This is a genomic window from uncultured Arthrobacter sp., assembly GCF_902805515.1.
GTDB lineage: Bacteria > Actinomycetota > Actinomycetes > Actinomycetales > Micrococcaceae > Arthrobacter_D.
Genome location: NZ_CADCTE010000073.1, coordinates 13,285 through 34,941, shown reverse-complemented (window position 1 = coordinate 34,941; position 21,657 = coordinate 13,285). Strand labels below are relative to the sequence as shown.

General features: G+C 65.1%; 23 protein-coding genes and 1 pseudogene. 12 read left to right on the top strand and 12 right to left on the bottom strand.

The genetic code is table 11. The features are described from left to right. Positions 1-133: 133 nt before the first annotated feature. On the bottom strand, positions 134-1,840 hold the full coding sequence (locus tag QZX79_RS06280; RefSeq protein ID WP_294566170.1) for a PQQ-binding-like beta-propeller repeat protein: 1,707 nt from the start codon (positions 1,838-1,840) through the stop codon (positions 134-136). Positions 1,841-2,490: 650 nt separating this feature from the next. Here QZX79_RS06280 and QZX79_RS06275 point away from each other — a divergent pair. Further along, entirely contained in the window at positions 2,491-3,000 is a 510-nt protein-coding gene (locus tag QZX79_RS06275; protein ID WP_294566167.1) for a hypothetical protein, read from the top strand. 397 nt (positions 3,001-3,397) lie between these two features. Here the strand turns inward: QZX79_RS06275 and QZX79_RS06270 are convergent, their stop codons facing one another. Then, the gene (locus QZX79_RS06270; RefSeq protein WP_294566164.1) at positions 3,398-3,862 is read right to left on the bottom strand and encodes a GNAT family N-acetyltransferase; all 465 of its coding nucleotides are present in this window, start codon (positions 3,860-3,862) and stop codon (positions 3,398-3,400) included. An 88-nt stretch (positions 3,863-3,950) separates the two neighbouring features. Here QZX79_RS06270 and QZX79_RS06265 point away from each other — a divergent pair. Both QZX79_RS06265 and QZX79_RS06260 read left to right on the top strand, forming a co-directional pair. Next, a pseudogene (locus tag QZX79_RS06265) lies at positions 3,951-4,238 on the top strand (SDR family oxidoreductase); the annotation flags it as partial. Between the two features lie 72 nt (positions 4,239-4,310). Continuing rightward, complete coding sequence (locus QZX79_RS06260; protein WP_294566162.1) at positions 4,311-5,018, top strand: VOC family protein; 708 nt, start codon at positions 4,311-4,313, stop codon at positions 5,016-5,018. 39 nt (positions 5,019-5,057) lie between these two features. On the opposite strand, the gene QZX79_RS06255 is transcribed toward QZX79_RS06260, so the two are convergent. Next, complete coding sequence (locus QZX79_RS06255; RefSeq protein ID WP_294566158.1) at positions 5,058-5,312, bottom strand: hypothetical protein; 255 nt, start codon at positions 5,310-5,312, stop codon at positions 5,058-5,060. Positions 5,313-5,612: 300 nt separating this feature from the next. On the opposite strand from QZX79_RS06255, the gene QZX79_RS06250 reads away from it, so the two are divergent. Continuing rightward, a complete protein-coding gene (locus QZX79_RS06250) occupies positions 5,613-6,047 on the top strand; it encodes a hypothetical protein (RefSeq protein WP_294566155.1) in 435 nt (144 codons plus the stop codon). Between the two features lie 2 nt (positions 6,048-6,049). Beyond that, positions 6,050-6,784: an SDR family NAD(P)-dependent oxidoreductase gene (locus tag QZX79_RS06245; RefSeq protein WP_294566153.1), complete on the top strand. Its 735-nt coding sequence runs from the start codon at positions 6,050-6,052 to the stop codon at positions 6,782-6,784. Between the two features lie 42 nt (positions 6,785-6,826). Here QZX79_RS06245 and QZX79_RS06240 read toward each other — a convergent pair whose 3' ends face one another. Both QZX79_RS06240 and QZX79_RS06235 read right to left on the bottom strand, forming a co-directional pair. Then, on the bottom strand, positions 6,827-7,246 hold the full coding sequence (locus QZX79_RS06240; protein ID WP_294566150.1) for a hypothetical protein: 420 nt from the start codon (positions 7,244-7,246) through the stop codon (positions 6,827-6,829). Between the two features lie 147 nt (positions 7,247-7,393). Continuing rightward, entirely contained in the window at positions 7,394-7,738 is a 345-nt protein-coding gene (locus QZX79_RS06235; RefSeq protein ID WP_294566147.1) for a putative quinol monooxygenase, read from the bottom strand. Positions 7,739-7,909: 171 nt separating this feature from the next. On the opposite strand from QZX79_RS06235, the gene QZX79_RS06230 reads away from it, so the two are divergent. Continuing rightward, positions 7,910-8,857 carry a GlxA family transcriptional regulator gene (locus tag QZX79_RS06230; RefSeq protein ID WP_294566144.1) on the top strand — a complete coding sequence of 316 codons (948 nt, stop codon included), beginning with the start codon at positions 7,910-7,912 and terminating at the stop codon, positions 8,855-8,857. 37 nt (positions 8,858-8,894) lie between these two features. Here QZX79_RS06230 and QZX79_RS06225 read toward each other — a convergent pair whose 3' ends face one another. Next, complete coding sequence (locus tag QZX79_RS06225; RefSeq protein WP_294566141.1) at positions 8,895-9,902, bottom strand: zinc-dependent alcohol dehydrogenase family protein; 1,008 nt, start codon at positions 9,900-9,902, stop codon at positions 8,895-8,897. 288 nt (positions 9,903-10,190) lie between these two features. Between QZX79_RS06225 and QZX79_RS06220 the strand changes: the two genes are divergently transcribed. Together QZX79_RS06220 and rsgA are read left to right on the top strand one after the other, a co-directional pair. After that, positions 10,191-11,195, top strand: coding sequence for an acyltransferase (locus QZX79_RS06220; protein WP_294566138.1), 1,005 nt, complete (start codon positions 10,191-10,193; stop codon positions 11,193-11,195). Positions 11,196-11,521: 326 nt separating this feature from the next. Continuing rightward, a complete protein-coding gene (gene rsgA, locus QZX79_RS06215; protein WP_294566136.1) occupies positions 11,522-12,691 on the top strand; it encodes a ribosome small subunit-dependent GTPase A in 1,170 nt (389 codons plus the stop codon). Between the two features lie 239 nt (positions 12,692-12,930). On the opposite strand, the gene QZX79_RS06210 is transcribed toward rsgA, so the two are convergent. Then, entirely contained in the window at positions 12,931-13,791 is an 861-nt protein-coding gene (locus QZX79_RS06210; protein ID WP_294566134.1) for an enoyl-CoA hydratase/isomerase family protein, read from the bottom strand. Positions 13,792-13,927: 136 nt separating this feature from the next. Here QZX79_RS06210 and QZX79_RS06205 point away from each other — a divergent pair, with 136 nt between their 5' ends. The 3 genes from QZX79_RS06205 to QZX79_RS06195 all read left to right on the top strand — a co-directional run bounded on the left by QZX79_RS06205 (position 13,928) and on the right by QZX79_RS06195 (position 15,804). After that, a complete protein-coding gene (locus tag QZX79_RS06205) occupies positions 13,928-14,533 on the top strand; it encodes a TetR/AcrR family transcriptional regulator (RefSeq protein WP_294566132.1) in 606 nt (201 codons plus the stop codon). 120 nt (positions 14,534-14,653) lie between these two features. Then, positions 14,654-14,863 carry a hypothetical protein gene (locus QZX79_RS06200; RefSeq protein ID WP_294566129.1) on the top strand — a complete coding sequence of 70 codons (210 nt, stop codon included), beginning with the start codon at positions 14,654-14,656 and terminating at the stop codon, positions 14,861-14,863. Positions 14,864-15,018: 155 nt separating this feature from the next. After that, entirely contained in the window at positions 15,019-15,804 is a 786-nt protein-coding gene (locus tag QZX79_RS06195) for an EAL domain-containing protein (protein ID WP_294566126.1), read from the top strand. Here the strand turns inward: QZX79_RS06195 and QZX79_RS06190 are convergent. The 5 genes from QZX79_RS06190 to QZX79_RS06170 all read right to left on the bottom strand — a co-directional run bounded on the left by QZX79_RS06190 (position 15,776) and on the right by QZX79_RS06170 (position 20,746). Further along, entirely contained in the window at positions 15,776-16,459 is a 684-nt protein-coding gene (locus tag QZX79_RS06190; RefSeq protein WP_294566122.1) for a Type 1 glutamine amidotransferase-like domain-containing protein, read from the bottom strand. The two genes, QZX79_RS06195 and QZX79_RS06190, sit on opposite strands and share 29 nt — an antisense overlap. A gap of 81 nt (positions 16,460-16,540) precedes the next feature. After that, positions 16,541-17,641: a zinc-binding dehydrogenase gene (locus tag QZX79_RS06185; RefSeq protein WP_294566119.1), complete on the bottom strand. Its 1,101-nt coding sequence runs from the start codon at positions 17,639-17,641 to the stop codon at positions 16,541-16,543. Continuing rightward, entirely contained in the window at positions 17,638-18,648 is a 1,011-nt protein-coding gene (locus QZX79_RS06180; protein WP_294566115.1) for a Gfo/Idh/MocA family protein, read from the bottom strand. The genes QZX79_RS06185 and QZX79_RS06180 overlap by 4 nt, the downstream gene beginning before the upstream one ends. Further along, positions 18,645-19,772, bottom strand: a complete 1,128-nt coding sequence (locus QZX79_RS06175; RefSeq protein ID WP_294566112.1) for a glycosyltransferase — start codon at positions 19,770-19,772, stop codon at positions 18,645-18,647. The genes QZX79_RS06180 and QZX79_RS06175 overlap by 4 nt, the downstream gene beginning before the upstream one ends. A 2-nt stretch (positions 19,773-19,774) precedes the next feature. Continuing rightward, positions 19,775-20,746 (bottom strand): glucosyl-3-phosphoglycerate synthase, encoded by a 972-nt coding sequence (locus QZX79_RS06170; RefSeq protein ID WP_294566110.1) that lies wholly within the window; start codon positions 20,744-20,746, stop codon positions 19,775-19,777. Positions 20,747-20,946: 200 nt separating this feature from the next. Between QZX79_RS06170 and QZX79_RS06165 the strand changes: the two genes are divergently transcribed. Then, positions 20,947-21,630: a histidine phosphatase family protein gene (locus tag QZX79_RS06165; RefSeq protein ID WP_294566107.1), complete on the top strand. Its 684-nt coding sequence runs from the start codon at positions 20,947-20,949 to the stop codon at positions 21,628-21,630. Positions 21,631-21,657: the final 27 nt, after the last annotated feature.

Below are 21,657 nucleotides of genomic sequence, written 5' to 3'. Positions count from 1 at the left end.
TAGCGCAGGGAACGACAACCCATGACCCTCACGCCATCGGTGATCGTCTTCGACGTCTACGAAGGCATGTCCGACATCAACCCTCTCGGACATGCCTTCGTAGACGCTGGTATGCCGGAACCCGGACACGGCCCTACCCGCCGGTTACCGAGCAGTTGTCGTAGACGATATGTCCTGTAAGCGTCGTTTGATTCGTCGAATAGATTTGAGGGATTACTCGTTCTCCTGATCTCGCCGCCGTCCCGGTGATGCTGATTTTGGTCCAGCTTTTGGCCGGGAGACTGGTTATTGTCTTGGAGGCCAGCTGGATCCTGGTGGAATAGTCCTGGGGTTGTTCGAGCAACCGGATGGTGAGGTTTAGGTTCGTTCCTGTTGAGTACACCCAGCATGAGGCGCTGTAGGGCTTGCCCTGTCTGCTGTTCGTGATGACGGAGTGGTGGGCAAGGCCGGTTTTCCCCGGACTGCTGGAGGTGGCCGTCACGCGCAGGGCCTTAGCGCCCTCGTGTTTCGGGCTGGTTACCGGGGTCAGGCTTCCGGTGGAGTATGCCTTCCATCCACCCGTCCCCAGTTCGAAGCCAGGATCGGGCAGCAGCTCGCGCGAGACATAGGTGAGCACACCGCAGTTACTTGAGGTGAAGATGCGGCGCTGGGCGATGGCAATGTGGCCCAGGGGTGCCGCACAGGTTTGTATCGTGGTGCTGCGCACGGCGCCGGTCACCTCGTCCAGAGCGATCAGGTGCCCGCCCACGCCGTCGTGGGGAGCGGCAAGAATCCAGACAAGACCGTTCTCGATAACAGGCCCGGAGGAGTACATTCTGAACGGATGAACGTCCAGCATGCCTAGCTTCCTGGACCAGTAGACCTCTCCGGTATCGAGCCGCACCGCTGAGATCACATCGGGTTCGTTATGGTCCCTCCGGGTGAAAATACCGATCGGACCGTCAAAGGCAATGTCCATCTCGCTGCGCGGCAGGGTGCGGATGTATTTCCCGGTGGCCGGGTCAAGCACCAGCGTTCCCACTCCGTACTGACTGGAGAGGTAAAGACGCCCGTTATGGAGGGCCGGGGTGCTGTTTCCCGATCCGGCAGTGCGCGCGGGTTTCTTGTATGACCAGAGCCGCTGGCCGGTGGTCGGCGAGAAAGCTTCCACGAAGTCGGATTGGTTGCTGAAGATCTTGCCGCCGGCGACCATGGTATTCCCATGATTCTGCGAGACCGGCAGTTTGAACTTCAGGGCGCCCGTATTGGCATCGATCACGAAGTGGTCATTCACGAGGACCCCGGATCCGACCGACATCTTATCGAAGCCGTACCAGTGACCCGAAGACCAAAGCAGTTTGCCGGTCGCGATATCGTACGCATCCAGGAGGGTGCCGCCGTTCGGGTCGTCGTGGCTGAAGTACACCCGCGACCCTTCGGTTCTTGCCATCTGCCCGAAATGGAACTTGTGGCGCCACAAGAGGGCCCCGGTCGATGTGTTGTAGGCCGAAAGCCAGGTGCACTGGTACTGCCTGTCCACCACAACGGTCCGCGCGCCGGCGACGCTGATGGAGCTGGCTTCACTTGTCGCAGCGCTCGGGCAGCGCGGCGGCTGTGCCTTCCATCCCGGTTTAATCTGGGCCGGTATCCTCTCGGCGAGTTGCGCGTTCTGATTGGCGGCGTTGATGCCGACGCCCACGGCGGTCGTCCCCCCAGCCGGGTAGGCGAGTCGTCCGGGGACGATCGGAGGAGGCGCCGCGGAGGCCGGAGGAACAAAGAACGTGCCGATGAACAACGCCGCGACGGCTATGGCGGCGATTCTTTGCCGAATTCTCAATCTAATCACGGCCCCCATCAACATCGAAACGGACTTGCATGGGGTAACTCTGGGATCCCGCAGGATTTCCGTCAATCATCAAAGGGACCATTCTCTACCTGTTTATGATGCTTCGAATACTCTGTATCACTCGCATATGTCCCCTTTGATCCCAAAACAGCGGAGACTGTAAGCCGACGATTTTCGGGCGATGGTGTCGACGCTCCGTTGCCGCACGGCCAAGTGGCGACTGTCGTATCTGCTCGCCAGCAAAAGAGTCCGTCGGATAATCCCTCGGCACACATCTGAAGGGGTCAGTCCGAGGAAGCATGACTTTGATGGCGTGAGCAGTGAACAAACTGGCGAACCCTATGAGCGGCGATGACGCCGGCTGCCCGTTCTTCAGCTCGCTCGCCGGCGCCGGTCCTGCCTAGGCCGGCTACTTCTTGCGTGATGCACTGGCCCGGAACTACGCCTAGTGTTCGAGGGGCGGCCGGGGATAAAGTCGGAGTCGCATGGCGACGTCCGTCGTCGACGACCACACGACGTCGTACGCGTCCGCGGCCACCTCGCGACCGCGGTCGACGGGCGGCCGTCGCGTACTGCATGCTTGGCTCTCGGAGCGGCGATGCGGTCGAGAGTTGCCCCGATTGGTGCCCGGCCTTCATGGTGCAGGCGGTGAGGGAGGAAGAACCATGGGATTGGTGAGAAACGCGGCTGTCGGCTTGCTGGCCGGCACTCTCGGCACCGCAGCAATGGATTTGGTGCTTTATGATCGTTACCGCCGCAGCGGCGGCAAGTCCGGGATCTGGCGCTGGGAGTTTGCCAGCGACGTCTCGAGTTGGGAGAACGCCTCTGCTCCGGGGCAGCTCGGGCGGAAAGCCCTAAAAGTCGCCACGGGGCACGAACCGCCACCCGGGTGGGCCCGCGCTACGACCAACATCATGCACTGGGCGACAGGTGTGGGATGGGGCGGACAATACGGTGCGGTGGCAAGTGTCGCGTCCATACACCCGTGGGTGCGGGCGGTTGGGTACGGTCCTGTGGTGTGGCTGCTCGGCTATGTCGTGCTCCCGCTGGCGAAGGTGTACAAGCCGATCTGGGCCTACGACGCACGGACGCTTCGCGACGATCTGTCCGCGCACCTGGTGTATGGCACCGTCGTCGGTGCGGTCTTCGCCGTACTCACGAAGGAAGAACGATAAGCGGCGCGCCCAAGCTAAGCCGCTGCCGGCGACTCGCCTTCAGGCCTGTGACGTACCTTGCCGTGAAGGCAGCCCGGGACCGTGAACACGGGGACGTTGTTCACCACATCGTCTACCGGGATACCCCCAGTCGCTCGGCCGTTTTACCGGTGCTGCCTAGCTTCTCGACGAGCGCCTCGCTAGCCACCTCGGCAGGAGCGCACCTGCGCGGCCAGGAAGGTGTCGTGGTCCGCCCCCTGAGTCCAGGCGGACCACCTGAGCTCGCCGGTCTAACCAATCTTTTCTTCGAGACTCCGTGGGGACAGGTCGTCGAGGTGCTGACGTTCAACGGCCCTCTTGCCTCTGAGGCGGACACCAGCATCAGACTCTGGGGCCCAGGCCCTAGCGTCGCTGATCGCTAGGTGTCCCAAGCCCGGATCGGGTCATCAGCGGATCCGGTTCGACCCCGCACCCAGCTGCCCATTCCCGATCCAGTATCGCGAAAGCACACTCGCTCCCCCCACGCTCCTTTGAAGAAGATGTTCTCCTGGAAATACGCCTCCCTCCGCATTCCCACCCGGTCGAGAAGCAGGGCCGCGGAATAGTTCAGGGCGTCGGTAACCGCGGTGAGGCGGCGGAGGTGCAGTGTCCCGAAGGCGTAGCCGAGCAAACCCCGCACTGCCTCAAGGCCATAGCCGTTCCCCTGATACTCGGGCGCGAGGGTGAACCCCAATTCGGCCATACTCGGTTTGGCATCATTCACCTCTAATGCGAGGTCGCCAATGAGTACGCCGCCCTCGCGCTCCCCGAGGGCGAACTGATACCACTGCACCGGTACGCCCGGCAGGGGCACAGTCTTCACCGTGCAGAAGGCCCTGCCCATGCTCGCGGATCACGCCTCCGTGATCATTACGGGATCGAACGCGTCAAGCAAGGGGAACCCTCCGTTCGGCGTTTAGGCCGCCACGAAGGCAGCATTGCGTTCATTCACGCGGACGTGGGCGGCCGAGCTCGCCGGCCGCCACATCCGGGTGAACACGATCGCCCCGGGACCCACTGAGACGCCCGGCCTCACCGGACTCGCCTCCGACCCGAGCCAAACACAGGGCATGCTCGACGCAATGGCTGGCAACGTGCCACTCGGCCGCGTCGCCCAGCCGGCCGAAATCGCCAACGTCGTACTGTTCCTCGCCTCGGATCAGGCGAGCTTCGTCACCGGCACCGAACTGTTCGCAGACGGCGGAGAAACCCAGGTCTAAGCATTCCAGCGGGGTTTGGGCCGGCCGCCTATTCGATTGACGCGCCACTGGCGCACCGAAAGAATAGCCGCCATGGTGTGCGAGTTGATTGCCCTGACCTTCAGTTCACCCGATCCTGAGCGTCTCGCAGGATTCTGGGGCGGCCTGCTCGGCCGGGACGTCACGGTCCAACGGGGCGCACCCTCGCTCAAGGCACTGCCCGGGGTGGGCTTCAGTCTCCGATTCGTCGCCGGTGCCGGTGAGAAGTGGGGTCCCAACCAGATGCATCCCGACCTCAAACCGACGTCCATCATCGAGCAGGCCTCCGCGGTGGACCGAGCGCTGGCGTTGGGTGCACAACACTTGGATGTCGGGCAGGGACCGGACGCCGAGCACGTCGTCCTTGCCGATCCCGACGGAAACGAACTGTGCATCCTGCAGCCGGGGGGCAGCTTCCTCGCCGGCTGCCCGTTCTTCAGCTCGCTGGCCGGCGCCGGTCTCGCGGAGGTCGGTTACTTTTGGCGGGATGCACTGGCCTGGAACCTGGTATGGGACCAGGCCGGTGAGACCGCGGTTCAGGCGCCCACCGGCGGCCCCAAGATCACGTGGGGTGGCGGGCCTGTGGCGCCCAAGCTGGGCAGGAATCGGCTCCATCTCGACCTCGCGCCAGCCGCCGTATCAACCATCGACGCCGAACTCGAGAGCCTGCTGGCACTGGGGGCTACTCACGTCGACGTTGGCTGCGCCGACGGCATCGGCATGGCCGACCCCGGGGGTAACGAGTTCTGCGTGGTGGGGTGACGGATCAAGCCGGCACCGATCCGGCTAGCTGACGGTCCCCTAGGGCTCGCACCGGGTCTGGAGTTCCTTGGCGGCCGTGGTCCAGGTCTCGGCATCAAACGTCCAGGCGCTTGAGGGCTTTTCGGCCCGCATCATGACGTTCCCAGTGGGCGAAGACAGCTCTCTCAGCAACGGGGCCATGTCTGCAGACGCATCCTTGGCTATGGCGAGGACTTCTTCATGAAGCGGGCGCGCGTCCTCCACGCTTATCTCGACGCTGCTTGTCCCCCCGCCAATCCTCACAACGGAGATCATGCGGTTCAGTGGCCCCTGACCGTCCGTCCCGAGGAGTTTGAGGCAGGACCGCTCCTCGCCAGCCCGCCAAGCGACGGCGGTGCGCCTCCCTAAAAGAAGTGCACTGCCGTCGAGAATACGGTCGCACAGTGCACTTTCAGCAAATGACGCGCCTGCTGCAGGGTAAGAGTGGAGTCTGCAATGGTTGGATCCGGCGCGGCTGTCGTCACCTGCGCCGTCGGGCTTACGGTAAGTGATGCCGCACTCCGTGCCCCCGCGGGCAGGAGTGATCTCTGGATGGGGAATTGAGGGATGCCGATCATGAGTGACACCAGCGGATTTTCGAGCGCCGAGCGCGATGCCATGAAACAGCGAGCCGCCGAACTAAAGGCGATGAAGGGAGTGAAGGGCGCCGCCAAGCGCGCAAAAGAATACGAGGACTGCCTCTCAGCGATTGAGGGACTTGAAGGCACCGACCGGCGGATCGCGGAAAGACTGCACGTCATTGTGTCGGAGGAGGCCCCTGGCCTCCACCCCAAAACCTGGTACGGCTTTCCGTCCTATGCCAGGGACGACAAGGTCATCGTGTTCTTCCAACCGGCTGCCAAGTTCAAATCCCGGTACGGGTCGATTGGCTTCAATGACGACGCCGCACTCGATGACGGTGAGTTGTGGCCCACCGCATTCGCGGTGCTGGAGATCACCGAAGCAGCTGAAAAGAAGCTCCGCACTCTGGTCAGGAAGGCCGCCGGCTGATCATGAGTCGCATTCTCATCACCGGGTCGGTTGACGGACTGGGCCGCCTCACCGCCGAAGCCCTGCACGCCCAGGGGCACGACGTCATCGTGCACGCCCGTAACGCCGACCGCGCAGCGCACCTGCGCCCTCTCACCGACCAGGGTGCCGGCATCGTCATCGGGGACTTCGCCGATCGCGACGCCGTACGTCGCATCGCCGCCGAACTGGCCGGACAGGCACCGCTGGACGCCGTCATCCACAACGTCGGCGTGTGGAGCGGGCGAAAGGTCATGCCCGTCAACATCATCGCCCCGTACCTCTTGACCGCCCTTCTTCCGCTCCCGCGACGGCTGGTCTACCTCAGCAGCGGGTCCCACTTCGGCGGCCGACCGCGCGTAGGCGGCGTCGACTGGCAAGGCAGGGAGGCCGGCTCCTACGGCGACAGCAAGCTCTACGTCACCACTCTGGCCGCGGCGATGGCGCGCCTGTTCCCGGATGTGCTGTCCAACTCCGTCGACCCGGGATGGGTGCCCACCCGGATGGGCGGAGCCGGAGCCCCGGACAGCCTCGAACTGGGCCACCGCACGCAGGAGTGGCTCGCCACCAGCGACGACCCCGACGCGCACACCAGCGGCGGGTACTGGTATCACCAGCACCGCCAAGAGCCTGACCCCTCCGTTCACGACACGGCCTTCCAGGACGACCTCCTCTCGGCCCTCGCCGACGAGACCGGTGAACGGCTCCCCCGACGCTGACCCAGGTCCGGGCGAAGAAGCGGTCCCTGTCGCCGCCGGTCCTTACAGCGGCAGCACAGCCGACGCCACCCCCGCGAGCAGGAGTCCAATACCGACCAAAGCCAGCAGGCCGGCTCCCCGGTGGGGGCGGTGCAACTGCCACCGGTCGGGGTCGGAGGCCGAATAGAACACGGTAAGGTCGCGGACGCCGTCGTCCGGCACCTGACCCAACCAGGGTGCCTCGTGCACGGTGTTGAACCGGTCGTGCCATCGAAGGACCAGATCGGGTGCGGTTCCGGCGAGGACGGCGGTGGTTCTCATCATGGAGCCGTGGAGCAGCCGGATCAGCAAGGCCGCGAGAACCAGTCCGACGCCGAGGGCTGCGGCCCCTGAACCGATGAGCTCCTGGGCGATCAGCCCTTCCTGCCCGGTACCGGCGGATCGCACGAAGAACGCGTTATCGGGGGCGGGTGAGGCTTCCACATCCGCTCCTTCTCGTGAGGCAAGTGCCGGGGTCTTCATCGTAGCGTCGTCCTGGCCGTGAACCTTTCCACGCATCCCAACAACACAGGGCCCGCTGCCTTGCCCGCTTCTCTACTGATCGTCGGACATGGAGTGGAACTGCTGCCCTCAGCTCAGCCGAGGAGGGCGCCCATCGGTCTGCGCGGCGATTTCGTATCGCTGTCCCTGGTTCTCGAGGATGCGCACCGACGTCGTGGCCTTCTTGAGGGCCTCTTGGAACAGATCAGACCTGTGATGGCGCTCGATCGTGTCCGCATCCTCCCACCCCTCGGAGAGGTGGAATGTGTTGGGATCGAGGATGTCAGCAGCGAACACGTAGTACACGCACCCGGGCATCTGGGCGGTGGGCGGGATGTGCTCTGCTACCGCGTCCACAAATTTCTGGCGGTCCTCGGGATGCACCCGGTAGTAGGAGTTAAAGATGAACGCGGTCTTCGTTGCACGGCTTTTCACGTCGGACGTTTCCATTCTGTTTGTGCCTTTCAGGGCTCAAGACTAGCCGTTCTTGACCGTGTGGACAAATACAGGCCCTGAGGGGGCGGCCAACGACGCCGGCCCGGCCATGGGCCACCGTGCGAAAATGATGACGCGGTCGGCACGCGTCGACCGGATCGGAGTCGAAGAATGCAGCGACCTCATCAGGTGGTGGTCCTCGTACTCGACGGAGCACTCCCGCTGGACGTCGGGATCCCGGCGGAGGTGTTCCATCCGGAGTCGGGGTTCCCCTACGAGGTGTCGGCCTGCGGGGTCACCGCCGGAACCGTGCCGTCCCACGGCGGATTCGGCTACGCGGTCCCGCGGGGCCTTGACGCACTGGCCGACGCGGATACGATCATCGTCCCGGGGTACGCTCCGGCGGGTCGGCCGATACCGGTGGAGGTGCGCGAAGCCCTCCGGAGCGCAGCATCCCGCGGGGCACGCGTCGCGTCGATCTGCTACGGCGCGTTCGCCCTCGCCGATGCCGGGCTGCTCGACGGCCTGCGGGCGACGACACACTGGGATGCGGCGGAGAAGCTCGCGGAGCGGCATCCGCAGATCACGGTCGAACCGAACGTGCTCTTCGTCGACGAGGGATCAATCCTCACCTCGGCCGGGGCCGCCGCCGGTCTCGACCTCTGCCTGCACATCGTTCGGCGCGATCTCGGCGTGAGCGCGGCGAACGAGATCGCACGAGGACTCGTCACCGCGCCCTACCGGACCGGAGGTCAGGCCCAGTACCTGCCGAAGACCAGCTCGGCAGCCCATGGTGAGTCCCTCGCCGGGACGCGCGAATGGGCCCTGACGCGGCTCGACCAGCAGCTGACGATCGCCGGACTGGCCGCACACGCCAGGATGTCGCCCCGCACGTTCCTGCGCCGCTTCGCCGAAGAGACCGGCACCACGCCGGTGCAATGGATCCTCCGGGCGCGGGTCGACACCGCCCGCGAACTCCTGGAGAGCACGAGGCTGTCGGTCGACCGCATCGCAGACCAGGTCGGACTGGGAACCGGATCGAACCTCCGACTGCATTTCCGCCGGCTCCTTGATGTGTCCCCCTCGGAGTACCGCGCCACCTTCGCCGGGCGGGGCTGACCACGGCGATCCTCGCCCGAGTGCCGGGAGCGTTCGGCTAGGAGATGCGAGGGGGAAGCGCGACAGTGTCGCCTGCAACGTCGATCGCGACCTTGCCGCGGAGTGCGTATGACCGCCTGTTCTCCAGGAGTTCATGAGCCTCGCCCATCCGCGCCAGCGGAAGAATCGCGCCGAGGACCGGCTTCACGAGGCCGCGCTCGACCAGGCCGGTGAGCGCGTCCAGCTTGCCGCGGTTCTGACGGGTGAAGACGAAGTGATAGGCGGCGTTCCTGCCCCATGCCTCGATGAGGTTCTGCGGCTGCGCGATGTCGACGATGGTGACGACGCGGCCGAAGTCGGCGAGTGTCAGCGGGCTTTTCGTGAGGGTGTCTCCGCCGATCGTGTCGAAGACAACGTCCACTCCCTTGCCCCGCGTCAGCTCGGCCACGGCGTCCACGTAGTCGGTGGAGGTGTAGTCAATGACCGCATCTGCTCCGAGGGAGCGCACGAACTCATGGTCGCCGGCTTTCGCGGTGGTGATCACCCGTGCACCCATCGCCTTCGCAACCTGGATCGCGATGGTGCCGACACCGCCCGTGCCGCCGTGAATGAGGATCGTCTCCCCCACGGTAAGCTGAGCCCGCGTCACGAGGGCCTCCCACACCGTTCCACCAACGAGGGTCAGGCTGGCCGCTTCCAGGTGGGTGAGATTTTCCGGCTTCCGGCCGACGAGGCCGACGTCGGCGACGTGCTGCTCGGCGTAGGAGCCGGGGCCGCCGAAGATCTGGGGCGTGTAGGAGACCTCATCGCCGACACGGAACTCGGTCACGTGGGAGCCGACTTCCTCAATCACCCCGGAGATGTCGTGTCCGGTGATCGCAGGGAGGGGGACGTAATCTGCGTAGTCTCCGCGGCGCACCTGGTAATCGAGGGGATTGAGGGCGGTCGCATGGACGCGCACGCGCACCTGCCGGGGTCCGACTTTCGGGACGGGGACGTCGCGCAGCTCGAAAGCATCGGCACCTCCGAAACGGGCGAGCACAACGGCCTTCATCTGATCAGTCATAGGGGTGTTCCTCATCGTGGTTCTGGGATTGCAAAGCGCCGGGACGGGCGGTTCCCTCTCAGCTTTACGCACACGATCTCCAGCCTCCAGTGGCGCCAATGCCAATATCCGCAAGGATAGTGACACGCCTGCGCCGTGCCCGGGCGTGGTTCCACCGATGCCCGGGCATCACCGATCGAGAACCAGCCCGGTCGAACCATCCGGACTCATCCCGACAGCGAACCTCACCTAAGCGAACCCAGGGGCGGTACACGGGTTCGACTAACGAGACTCGACGCGGAGGACGCCATGACTACTTCCACGGACACCCGGATATTGTGGCTGGACAGCTGCCGTGGGGTTGCCATCCTGCTGGTCGTCGTACTCCATGCGGGCGAGGCCCTTCGCATAAGCGTCGGCCCGACTCCGGGCGTCGACCAGTTCAACCTCTTCCTCGAGCCGTTCCGCATGCCCGTGCTGATGTTCCTCTCCGGGACCCTGCTGCCGCAGTCGGTGGCCAAGACCGGGAGGAAGTACTTCGCCGGCAAGGTGTCCAAGGTGGCCTGGCCGTACGTTCTCTGGTCGCTGATCATTCTCGCTGCAAGCGGCGACCTCAGCCCTGCGGCGGTGATCCAGCTCTTCCACAATTCGCCGACGTACCTCTGGTACCTCTGGTTCATCCTCGTGTTCTACGCCCTTGCCTATCCGCTGCGACGCGTCCCGCCGCTGCTGATCGCCTGCACTGCCGGGGGCGTGTCGTTTCTGCTCACCGACAGCAGCCGCCCGGAGGCCATGGCCTTTCTCTCAGCGTTCTTCTTCCTCGGGGCCTGGTACGCCCAGCACCCGCAGGGGATCACGGGAATCACCGGGAAGCCGTGGGTCCTGGCTGTTGCCGGTGTGAGCGCGGTGACCATTGGTGGAATGAACGTGGCGGGTTGGCAGGTGCTGTACCAGGGGGAGTTCGCGTGGGGAGTGGTGGGGGCGCTCGTGGTCGTGTGCTGGTTCTTTCCCCGAGTTCCCGCCGGACCGGTGACCACCGCACTTGGGTTCGTCGGACGCTACTCGATCGTGTTCTACGTCGCCCATCTCGGACCGATCATGATCACCCTCGCCCTGGCCGACGCGATCGGCTCTGCCGGGGCGTTGTACGTTCTGCCGCTGCTGCTGCTGGTTGGCATCGGCGTCCCGCTCGGGCTCGCCTGGATCTATTCAACCCGCGAGCACGCCTCGGTCATTCTGTTGTTCGAACTGCCCGCGTTGACGCGGCGCGATGGAAAGCGAATAAGCGAAGGGCAACGAACAAGGAGCCTCTGAGTTGGTGCAGAAGCCCCCCGAGTCAGTGGCCTGATGAATACCGCTGCAATTTCTGGTCCCGGATCGCGAAGGCCATGGCGAAAGCCTCGGGCGGAAGCTAGAGTTGGGAACCGGTCCGGCATCATTTCGATGGACCACAGCAGAGAGCGGAGGTGTTTTTTGATGACTGTCATTGCCGTGCGCCCCCGGCGCCTTGAAACCATCAAAACAACCGCCCCCGTCTCCAGCTTCCGTACCGCGTAGGGCACTGCCCGCGGAACGCCACACCACCTTGGGCCTTTGCCCGGTAGTGGCCGGTGCTCGGGGACTTTTCCCGAGGTATTCCAGTGAATAATTTTTCAGGCCACGGCCTAAACAGTGTTAGTGCATCCAGATCAGGTCGCACCGGGCCAACCCTTTACGGCTATAACCCCGTCGTCGCGCGTTCCTTCGACGAAAACCCGCCGCTTGATTCCAGCGCGGATAATCCCTGCGAGCCGGGCCGTGTGGTGCGGGTTGACCGCAGTCTGGTCCTGGTCGCGGTGGGCGTGGACCTCCTGCACCTTTCCTACCCGCTTGACGCCGGCGTGCCGGTCACGGGCGACTGGGTTTGGATAGGACCCAACCGCGCAGGTGATCGCCAGATTCTTGGAGTGCTGCCCCGGCGTTCGGAGCTCAGCCGGAAGCGCGCCTTCGAGGACTCCTCCGCCGCCCAGGTCCTGGCTGCCAACATGGACGTGATCGGCGTGGTGGTTCCGGTTGACCGGCCGCTCACGCACAACCGTCTCGAACGGACGCTCGTCGCCGCCTGGGACTCAGGCGCCGTTCCCCTGGTGATTGTCACCAAAGCGGACCTGGCGCACGTAGCGGATGACGTCGTCGGGCAGGTCATGCTGCAGGCGGCAGGTGTCGACGTGGTCACCACCTCCGCGGAGAACGGGAACGGGATCGAGGACCTGCTGGCACATCTTCCGCCGCGCAGCACGCTTGTCCTCCTGGGGCCCTCCGGCGCAGGTAAATCCACACTGATCAACGCCCTGGTTGGCCACAACGTGCAGCACACAGGCGACGTCCGCTCCGGCGACTTCAGGGGCAAGCACACCACAACCTCCCGGGAGCTTGTACCACTGGCGGACGGCACTGTCCTCATGGACACTCCCGGCGTCCGCGGATTCGGGCTTTTCGACGCCGACGACGGCATGGAGCAGATGTTCGGGGATGTGGAGGAACTCGCAAGCCTCTGCCGGTTTTCCGATTGCGCCCATCAGCAGGAACCCGGCTGCGCCGTGCAGGCCGCCCTCACGGACGGCACACTCGAGGACCGGCGCTGGAACAACTACCTGAAGCTCCAACGCGAAATGGCAGCGCTGGCCCGCCGCAAGGATGCCGCAGCCACCCGGGCGTACCAGCGTGAGTGGCACCAAAAAGTGGTCGGAGGAGGGAAATCCCAGCGTTACGCAGAGCGCGCCAGATCAGAGCGGGAGGAGGTGCAGCGGGCAAAGCGGAAGCGGCGCTGAGCCGCTGCACCTGCATGCCCCTGGAGCGGCCCCCCTTGGCCTCTGCTCTCCGCTGTGCTTCACGCCTCCTGCCGGACCGGTCGGGTAACCCCGGTGTCGGAAGAAGCAGGGAGTGGCGGCCCCCTGGCGCGTGCGTGGCGCTACGAACAGTCGTCTTCGGGGGTACTCGGAGCAACGCGAGAAAGGCCCCGCCGTTGTGGGCAGGGCCTTTCTCTCGCTGTCCTGCGCTTCGGTCGAAGTTAGATGCTGTTGGAGATCCGCTCGTAATCCAGTTCGCCTTCGCGGGTCTGGACGCCGGCGGCAAGGAGCTTGTCGGCGAGCTCGAAAACTTCGTCGCCGAATGCCGCGTACAGGGAGGTGTTTTCCACCGCATAGGTCTCCAATGGCACTGCCGGTGCCATGGCGTTGACGGTTGTCTTGACTGCATCAATGACTTCCGGGCGAAGCCGCGCGATGCGACGCGCAAGAGCATCAACGTGTGCGTCGATCTCATCGGCGGGCAGGGCCCGGTTGATGAGGCCGTACCGCTCGGCCAGCTCCGCGTCGACAAGTTCAGCACCCAGGATGAGTTCCAGGCTTCGGGCACGGCCAATGAGGCGGGTCATATTCACTGTGCCGCCGCCACCGGGAAGAATGCCCATTTGAACCTCGGGCTGGGCCTGTCCGGATCTGCCGATGGCCGCGAACCGCATGTCGAGGCTCATGAGGAACTCGTTGCCCGCGCCGCGGGCGAAACCTGCAAGCTTGCCGATCGTTACCTGGGGAAGGTTCCGCACGTCCTCGCTCAAAGCCTGGAGGATGTTCAGGCCCTCCGGGACATCCCAGCCCGGTGCGGCCGCGATGGCCGCGTTGGTGGCCGCCGGAAGGGCCTCGGGATCTGTCAGATAGCCCATGTCCCCATGAGCGACGAAGAACTCCGGATCGGCCGACTGGAACACGATGACCCGGACAGCGGCATCATCGTGCACGCGGTATAGGAATCCGCGCAACGAGGGCAGCAGGACACCATCCATGAGGTTCAGGGGCGGATGGTCCAGCGTCACCGTGGCGATTCCTGCGTCGATGGAAATGTGAAGTCCAGGCAGATTGTCGTAAGTCAAAATATCTCGATTCAAAGGGGCCGCACGCAGCCAAGGGTGGAGACACCGCACCATGGGCACTCCTGCGTCAAACCTGACACTGAGTACCACTATAGCGTCTGTAGCTCATTCGTGAAACACAGGGTAGAATTAACGCATGTCTCCCAGTCCTGTCAGTGTCCGAGCCATCAGCAGGCACGCAGTCCGAGCAGAGCTCGCACGAGTTGCGTTTAACGAGTTCTGCGCAACCGGCTTCAACCAGGTCACTTTTGCTGACCTCGCGGGTGCTACCGGAGTGTCCCGAAGCACGTTCCTGCGGTACTTCACGAACAAGGAAGACGTCGTCCTGTTCCTCTTCGATCCGATCGGAGACACCATCGTCGAAGCCTTGGCCTCCGATTCCCGGTCAGACGATGACTGGCATGCCCTGCGGCGCGCTCTGAATCCGGTCGTGGACTTCCTCATTAGGGACACAAGCGAAGTCCTGGCATTCCTGGATTTGATCTACGAGACACCGGCACTCAGCGCCCGGTTCCGGGAGAAGCAGTTCGACTGGCGGCCGAATATTGTCCGCGAACTGCAACGAACCTCTGCCGCACCGGATGCGCCAATCGTCACTCAGGTTCGAGTAGCGGCGGCCATGGAGTGCTTTGCGGCGGCGTTGGCGGTCTGGAGGGAATCAGAAGGGCGGGAGGACCTCTCGACGCTGATCGACACCTCCTTCAACGCCCTGGATCCCACCATCGCGGCTCAGACCGGTTAGCCGGCTGCGCCGCTGCTTAGGGATGAAGGATCCCTCGGGCGGGAGGTCCTCCCTGTGGTTTCTGAAGCTTGGGACGGGCCTTGGCCGTACACCGTCCGGCGCCTCATGGGACCATATGGTATGGGCGAAAACGACAGCGCACGTAATGAAGGGCCACCTCCGCGGACCGGGGTGAACGATCATGCCTGGGAACGGGAACACCGCCACCCAACCGCTGAACAGGCGAAGGCCATTGTCTACCGCCGCAGGGACGCCGAGGCGAAACTGAGGCAGCATCAGCAGGAGGCCCGGCATAAGGTTGACGAAGAATCGGAAGGGCACGACGAGTAGGGACAGCTCCTTCCGCTCGGGCTCCAAGAATCGGAGATATTCCATCGAGTGGGAACGTCCGGCGGCCGCCCGCAGTCGGCCCTGAAGGCGCCCTCTGCCCGGATTTGGTGTCGTAGATGTCCTATGGTGGACAAATCCTCGGAGGGAGCACCTGCATGGCATGCGAAAGTTGCGCGGCGTCTTTGAAACCCGGCTTTGATTTCAGCATGGCCTTTCAGCCCATTTATGACGCGGTGAGTGAGCGCGTATGGGGCTATGAGGCGTTGGTCCGAGGTGTGTCTGGTGAGGGTGCGTCTGAGATCCTGTCGAAAATCTCACCGGAACAGCGCTACCGCTTTGACCAGGACTGCCGCGTCAAGGCGATCGAGCTGGCATCACGCCTGTTTCCTTCGGGCGAGGATCTCAAGCTGTCGATCAACTTCATGCCGAACGCGGTCTATGAACCGGCAGCATGTCTGCGGGCGACGCTGCGCGCCGCCGCGCGGTGCAGCTTTCCCACATCGTCCATCATGTTCGAGTTCACGGAAAACGAGGAGGTCACGGACACCGTGCACCTCACAAACATCATCACCGAATACCGCAGGCACGGTTTTACCACCGCCATCGATGACTTCGGTGCCGGTCATGCCGGCCTGGGGCTCCTGGTCGAGTTCCAGCCGGATCTGATCAAGATCGACATGTTGCTCGTCCGGGGGGTCGATACCAGCCCGGCCCGCCGCGCCGTGGTCACAGGCATCGTAGCCATCGCGGAGGAGTTGGGCATTACGGTGCTAGCCGAGGGCGTCGAAACCGAGGCAGAGTTCCTGTTCCTGAAGGCGGTTGGTATCCGGCTGTTTCAGGGGTACTGGTTCGCGGAACCGGCATTCGAGCAACTACCGCACGTCGCACCCTCCACTGTCCGCCGGATGATGCTCAGCGCCTCTGCCCGCTCTCGGAATTGAACTGCTGCCAGCGCCCTTCGGAGATGACTTTCACAGTGCCATCCACGACGGAGATCGCCGTTTGGTCATCGATCGCATAGGCGGGTCCCCCAAGATCCCTAGCCCACCGATGCGCGCTCTCGGACGTGTTCGCGGACCACCCCGGATAATCCAGGTGAGGGAAGATCGAAAACTCCACCACACCGAGCGCTTCGTCGCCCCCGCTGGGGTTCCAGTCCGAGAATTGCGCGCCGATTCGCGGAGTCATCACCATGCTTCCAGCGCTCACCCCGACCCAGACGGTGTCCGGGAGGGACGGCAGCAGATCTGCAAGACCCGACTGGCGCATCCAGTGCGCGAGGTAGGTTGCCTCTCCCCCATCCACCAGGAGAACGTCTGCTTCCAGCACCCAGGGCAGCCAGCGGCTTTCTGCAATGCTTGGTAATGCCGTCAGCTCCAGCACGCCGACTGACTTCCAGCCCAGCTCGAGCAGACCCTGCCGGCCGGGTTCGGCCAGTGTCATCCACACCGTCTGCGGTGAGCACATGGGATGCGCCCATTGCGCGGTGGGGATGAAGAGGGCCTTACTCTCCTCGATCGGCTTGCCGAGCATCTCCACCAGCATCCCTCGGATGGACGCATTAGTGACGCCTCCAGAGGTCAGCAGAAGCCTCATCGTCAATTCCTTTCCCGTCCGAGCACACGGTCCTTTTGGTTCACGGGCCCAAGGGCAGCTGTGGGGACAGCGGATCCGTACTCAGAGGTATGCGGGGGCCACGGCAAAAACGGCGGTCAGTACGTGCCGTTCGCGCAGCGATACTTCATGCATGAGCCGCGGTGCGTCCTCGTACGGTACGACGTCGGTCACCAGGTGCTTGCGGATCACATCGCCGTGGGCGCGAAGCAGTCGAACGGTCTCGGCGGAAAGCCGTGCCCTGTCCCAGTACCCTGCCAGCCCGCGCGGCACCCGGCCGATCTGCGCGCAGCGCAGGTTCAGCCCGTTGTGATGGAACTCCTCCCCCAGCCGAACGGCGTCCGCTCCGCTGGTATAGAAGGCCAGATCGATGATGGTTCCCTGGGGGCGGGCGGCCCGGAGGGCCGTATGGAGTGCTTCGGCACGTCCGCGGCACTGGAACACGACGTCGGCTCCCCGGTCCGCCGGCCCGTGGCGCCACCGCGTCTTCAATAGCCTGCCCGGATCGTCGTCAAGGTCCAGGGCGAGGAATCCCAGTTCTTCAGCCAGCCGGCGGCGGCGCGGGTCCGAGTCCGCGACGGCGACTTCCCGCGCGCCGAGTGAGCGGGCGAACAAGGCGGTCAGAAGCCCGATGGGGCCGGCTCCGGTGACCAGCACCTGGCGTCCGTCCACACCGTCGGCGAGGCTTCGGACCTGGCCACCGGTTGCCTCGGCTGCGGCATGCAGCAGGCCGTTGGCGCAGATCGGCCCGAGGTGGGCCACGAAGACGCCGAGCAGCGGGTCAAGGTTGTCCTCCAGCAGCACGAGGTGCTCACTGAGGGGATCCGCGACGTGCGCGGTGGCGTGACCGTAGGCGGCGGCGAGGATATCCCCCTCCGAGAAGGCGGGGGTGCGCGATTCCGCCACCCGGGCGACCTCCATGTAGCCCAGGCGGCGGATTGGGTAGGCGCTGTCGGCGGAATCCGGCAGGAACAGGCCAAGATCGGGATCCAGGCGCGACCGCAGCCCCGGGTGATCCCCCTTCACGAAGGCCAGTTCCGTGCCCGCGGACAGCCCGGTGACCAGGGTCTCCAGCAGCAGCCCTCCCTCGGGTACGTCGGGCAGGTGTTCCTCGACAATGTCCAGGTGGCCGGCCTCCGGGATGACGACGTTGCGGCGCCTCACAGCGCTGCTCCTCCGACGGCTGTCCGGTCTTCGGACAGCGTGACCGGCAGCCCGGCGCGGGCCGATTCGGCGATGGCGAAGCCGAGCCGGTGACTGCGCAGGGCCTCGGCATAGGGTGTGCGCGTGGCTTCCCGCCGACCTTGGACGGCTTCGATGAATTCCCGGTCCACCACCACGCGCGGGTCCTCCGCGCAGGCGAGATCCGTTCGGGACGTGCCGTCGAAGCTGCTGAGGCCTGCTTCGGACACCTCCAGGTACAGGCCGCGGCTCACGGTATGCAAAGCGGCCCGGTGCTTGGCGGGGAGCACGGAGGTCGCCGCCAGCGTCGCGACCGCCCCGGAGGCGAAGCGCAGAGTGGCCGCCGTGGCGTCGTCGACGTCGTCCGGCTCCCCGCCCGCCGCCCGCTGGCCGGCTTCCGGCGCGTCCCGGACTCCGGCGGCGTAGACCTCGACGACTTCACCGAGGAGGAAGCGGGCAGTGTCCAGGACGTGGGTCAGCTGCTCCACCACCTGGCCTCCGGATCGGTCCACCCGGCCCCACCACGCGACCGGCGGGCGCTTGTCCAGCCAGTATCCGCTGGCCAGCAGGGCCGGTGCCTCGGCCAGGAGGCCGCGTGCGTGCTCCATGACGTCCATGCACCGCCAGTGGTAGCCGGTGCCCGTAACGACCCCTGCAGCCTCGACGAGCCGGCCGATTTCCTCAGCTCCTTCCAAGCCCAGGCCGACCGGCTTCTCAACGAACAGCGGCAGGCCCCTGCCGAGTGCGGCACGCTCCCCCGGACCGTGGGCGAAGGGAGGCACGCAGACATAGACCGCGTCGACGTCCACCCGGTCCAGCGCCGAATCGGGATCGGTGAACGCCGGTGCGTCCACGTCGCGGGCCAGCCTTTCGGCCGCAGCCGGCTGAGCGTCGGTGACACTCGCGATCCGGACGCCGAGTTTACGCAGGTTTGAGGCATGGCGCTGCCCCACTGATCCGGCGCCGATGAGGGCTACGTTCACGGTCATGGGGCCTCCGAAAGTAGTTGGTCGTATAGACGCAGGTAGCTGGCAGCCATCGCCTCCGGCGTCCAGACCGACGCCGCCTCGATACAGTCCTCGGCACGGATACTGTCCAGTTTGGAAAGGAACCGGGCCAGCTCCTGTTCGTCGGCGGCAAGGAAGCCGGTGCGGCCGTGCTGCACCAGAGAGGGCAGCACTCCCAGCGGCGTGCCGACGACGGGAACGCCCCGTGACAGGGCTTCCACCACGCCGGTTGCTCCGGGCTCGGCCCATTGGTTGGGCGCCAGCAGCACCCGCGCGGAACGCAGTACGCGTTCCTTCACCTCGCCGCCGATGCCTCCGATCCACCGGTACCGGTCGCCGTCGAGCAGCGGACGGACCTCGTCCTGGAAGTAGGCAACATCCGGGTGGGACATCAACTGGGCGTCGCCGGCGGCCAGACGGCGATCCAGCTCCTCAGGATCGTTGATGCCGGCGACCGGCCCGGCGAGCACCAGCGGCAGGCCCGCCTGCCGACAGATCCGAACGGCTGCATCCTGTCCCTTGTCCCGGGTGATGCGGGCCAGCACCAGGGCGTGGTCTGCTTTGTCCGCGTGGATTTCGAGCCCCGGCGGAGCCGCCAACGGGACGACGCCGATGGTCTGACGCCGCAGTGCCTCCGGTGCCCTGTCCAGCTGGGACTGCGATACTGCGGCGAACCGGACCCGGCCGCGGCCGTCGAATGATTCGTAGAACGCCTTGTGCTTGGCCAGGTCCCAGTGCAGGGTCTGCAGCACCGGCGGGGCGGCCCGGCCCATGGCGGCGAAGACCGCCGGCCCCACGACTTCAAGGTGATCGTGGACGAGATCCCAGCTGCCGCCGTCGTAAATGGCCTTCACGATCCCCTGCATCTGGGCGTGCGCGATACCCGACACCTGGTTGTAGGGCCGGGCGATCGAGGCGAACTGCGGCTCGGCCACCGGATGCAGGTAGCTGTCCGCTTCGATCGTGCTGATGCCGACGGTGGCCAGGGTGACATGTTGGCCGGCGCGGCGCAGTTCGGGGACCAGGGTGGCGATGACCGTCTCAATGCCACCGTAGCCGGAGGGAGGGACGGGCAGCCAGGGTCCGGCGTTGATGAGGATCCGCATGCTCAGGCCCACTTGCCGGTGGTGAAGGAGTGCTGGCCGATCTCAAGCATCGGGGGGCGTTCTGATACCCCGATGACGGTGCTGTCACCGATGTAGTGTTCACCGTCACGCAGGAACTGGGTCAGCTCCACGGTGGGCGGGGCAGCCGGGGCGAGCCCGCGCCGGTGCAGCCGCGACTGCACGGTGAGCTGGATCTGCATCGCCATCCTGGCCAGCTCGCCATCGGTGGAGTTGCGGTGACGGCGTTCGCCGAGGTCCACCTGGGCCATGCCACCCAGGCCGACTGTTTCAAGCACGTCGATCAACATGCCGATCTCTACGCCGTAGCCGGAGACAAACGGTATGCATTCGAGCAGGCTGCGGCGGGCGGCGTACTCTCCGGCCAACGGCTGGACGACGCCGGCGAGCTGGGGCCAGAACAGATTCAGCAGGGGGCGCGCCACGAGCTCCGTTACCCGGCCGCCGCCTGCCGGCATGAGCCGGAGCCCATCATCGAGGGGTCGGTCGTAGTAGCTCTTGACGAAGTGGATCTGCGGATCGGTCAGCAGCGGGCCGAGCAGGCCGACGGCGAACTGCGCGTCGAACCCGTGCAGGTCAGCGTCGATGAACACGATGATGTCCCCCGAGGCGATGGCCAGGGACTTCCACAGCGCTTCGCCCTTGCCTGGAATGCATCCGGCGCCAGGCAGGATCTGGTCCTGGTGCGCTACCCGCGCTCCGGCGCTCGCCGCTACGGCGGACGTATCGTCGCTGGAGTTCGAATCAATCACGATGAGCTCATCCAGCAGCGGAACCTCCTCCATCAACTCGGCGCGCAGCGCCGTGACGATCGCCCCAATGGTTGCTGCCTCGTTCTTCGCAGGAAGCACCACACTGACGCGCTGGCCCTGCTTGCGCGCCACGAGGTCCCACCGGTCGAACACGCTGCCCTGAAAGCTATGGGTCGAATACCAATCCTGGACGTCTGCGCGCATGCCAATTCCTTCTCGCCACGGGCGCCGGTGGTCCCCGTCCCGGCTATCGATAGGATCAGCTCGAAGCCTACGGTTCCGCGGGCCCTTTGGGAATAGCTCAGTACCCTTTGGATCCGGGACCGCAAAGCGCCCGGCCGGAACCGGATCACCTCGGGATCTGGGTCGTGGCCATTGGAAACAAGCGGAAGTGAGGGTAACTGATGCAGGAGCTACGGGCCGACGGCCAACGTCCCCGTCTGGTGTTGTGGCGGCATGGCCAGACCGAATGGAATGTGCTTGAGAAGGCGCAGGGCCACGCAGACATCCCGCTCGATGCGACCGGCCGCCGCCAGGCGAGGCGGGCGGCGAACCTGCTCGCGACGCTCAAGCCACAATTCATCTGGTCGAGCGACCTGGAACGTGCCCGGCATACCGCCGACGCACTGGCTCGACTGACCGGCCTCGAAACGGTGCATGACAAACGGCTACGCGAATACGATGTCGGCATCCGGCAGGGCACCACCTTCGGGGAGTTCCGTCAGCAGCACCCGGAGATCCATCGGAAGTTCTTCACCGAGGAGAATTACCGGGTCCCGGGTGCCGAGCTGCCCTCGGAAGTGAACGATCGGATGAAGACCGTGATGAGGGAGGCGGCCCTGGCCCTGCGGGGCGGCGGAACCGGCGTACTGGTCGGCCACGGCGCCGCCCTGCGCAGCGGACTGATGGCTTTTTTCGACGCTCCTGTCCACATGCGCGAGATGTTCGCCGGCATGGCCAACTGCGCCTGGACCGTTCTGGAAGAACACGCCGACCGCGGCTGGCAGATCGTTGACTATAACGCCCGGACCCTGCCGGACACGTCATCGATGCTGGCCGACGATCTGCCGGCGGAGCACGACAGCTAGGACGAGGCCCGGGAAAAGGCCATGGAG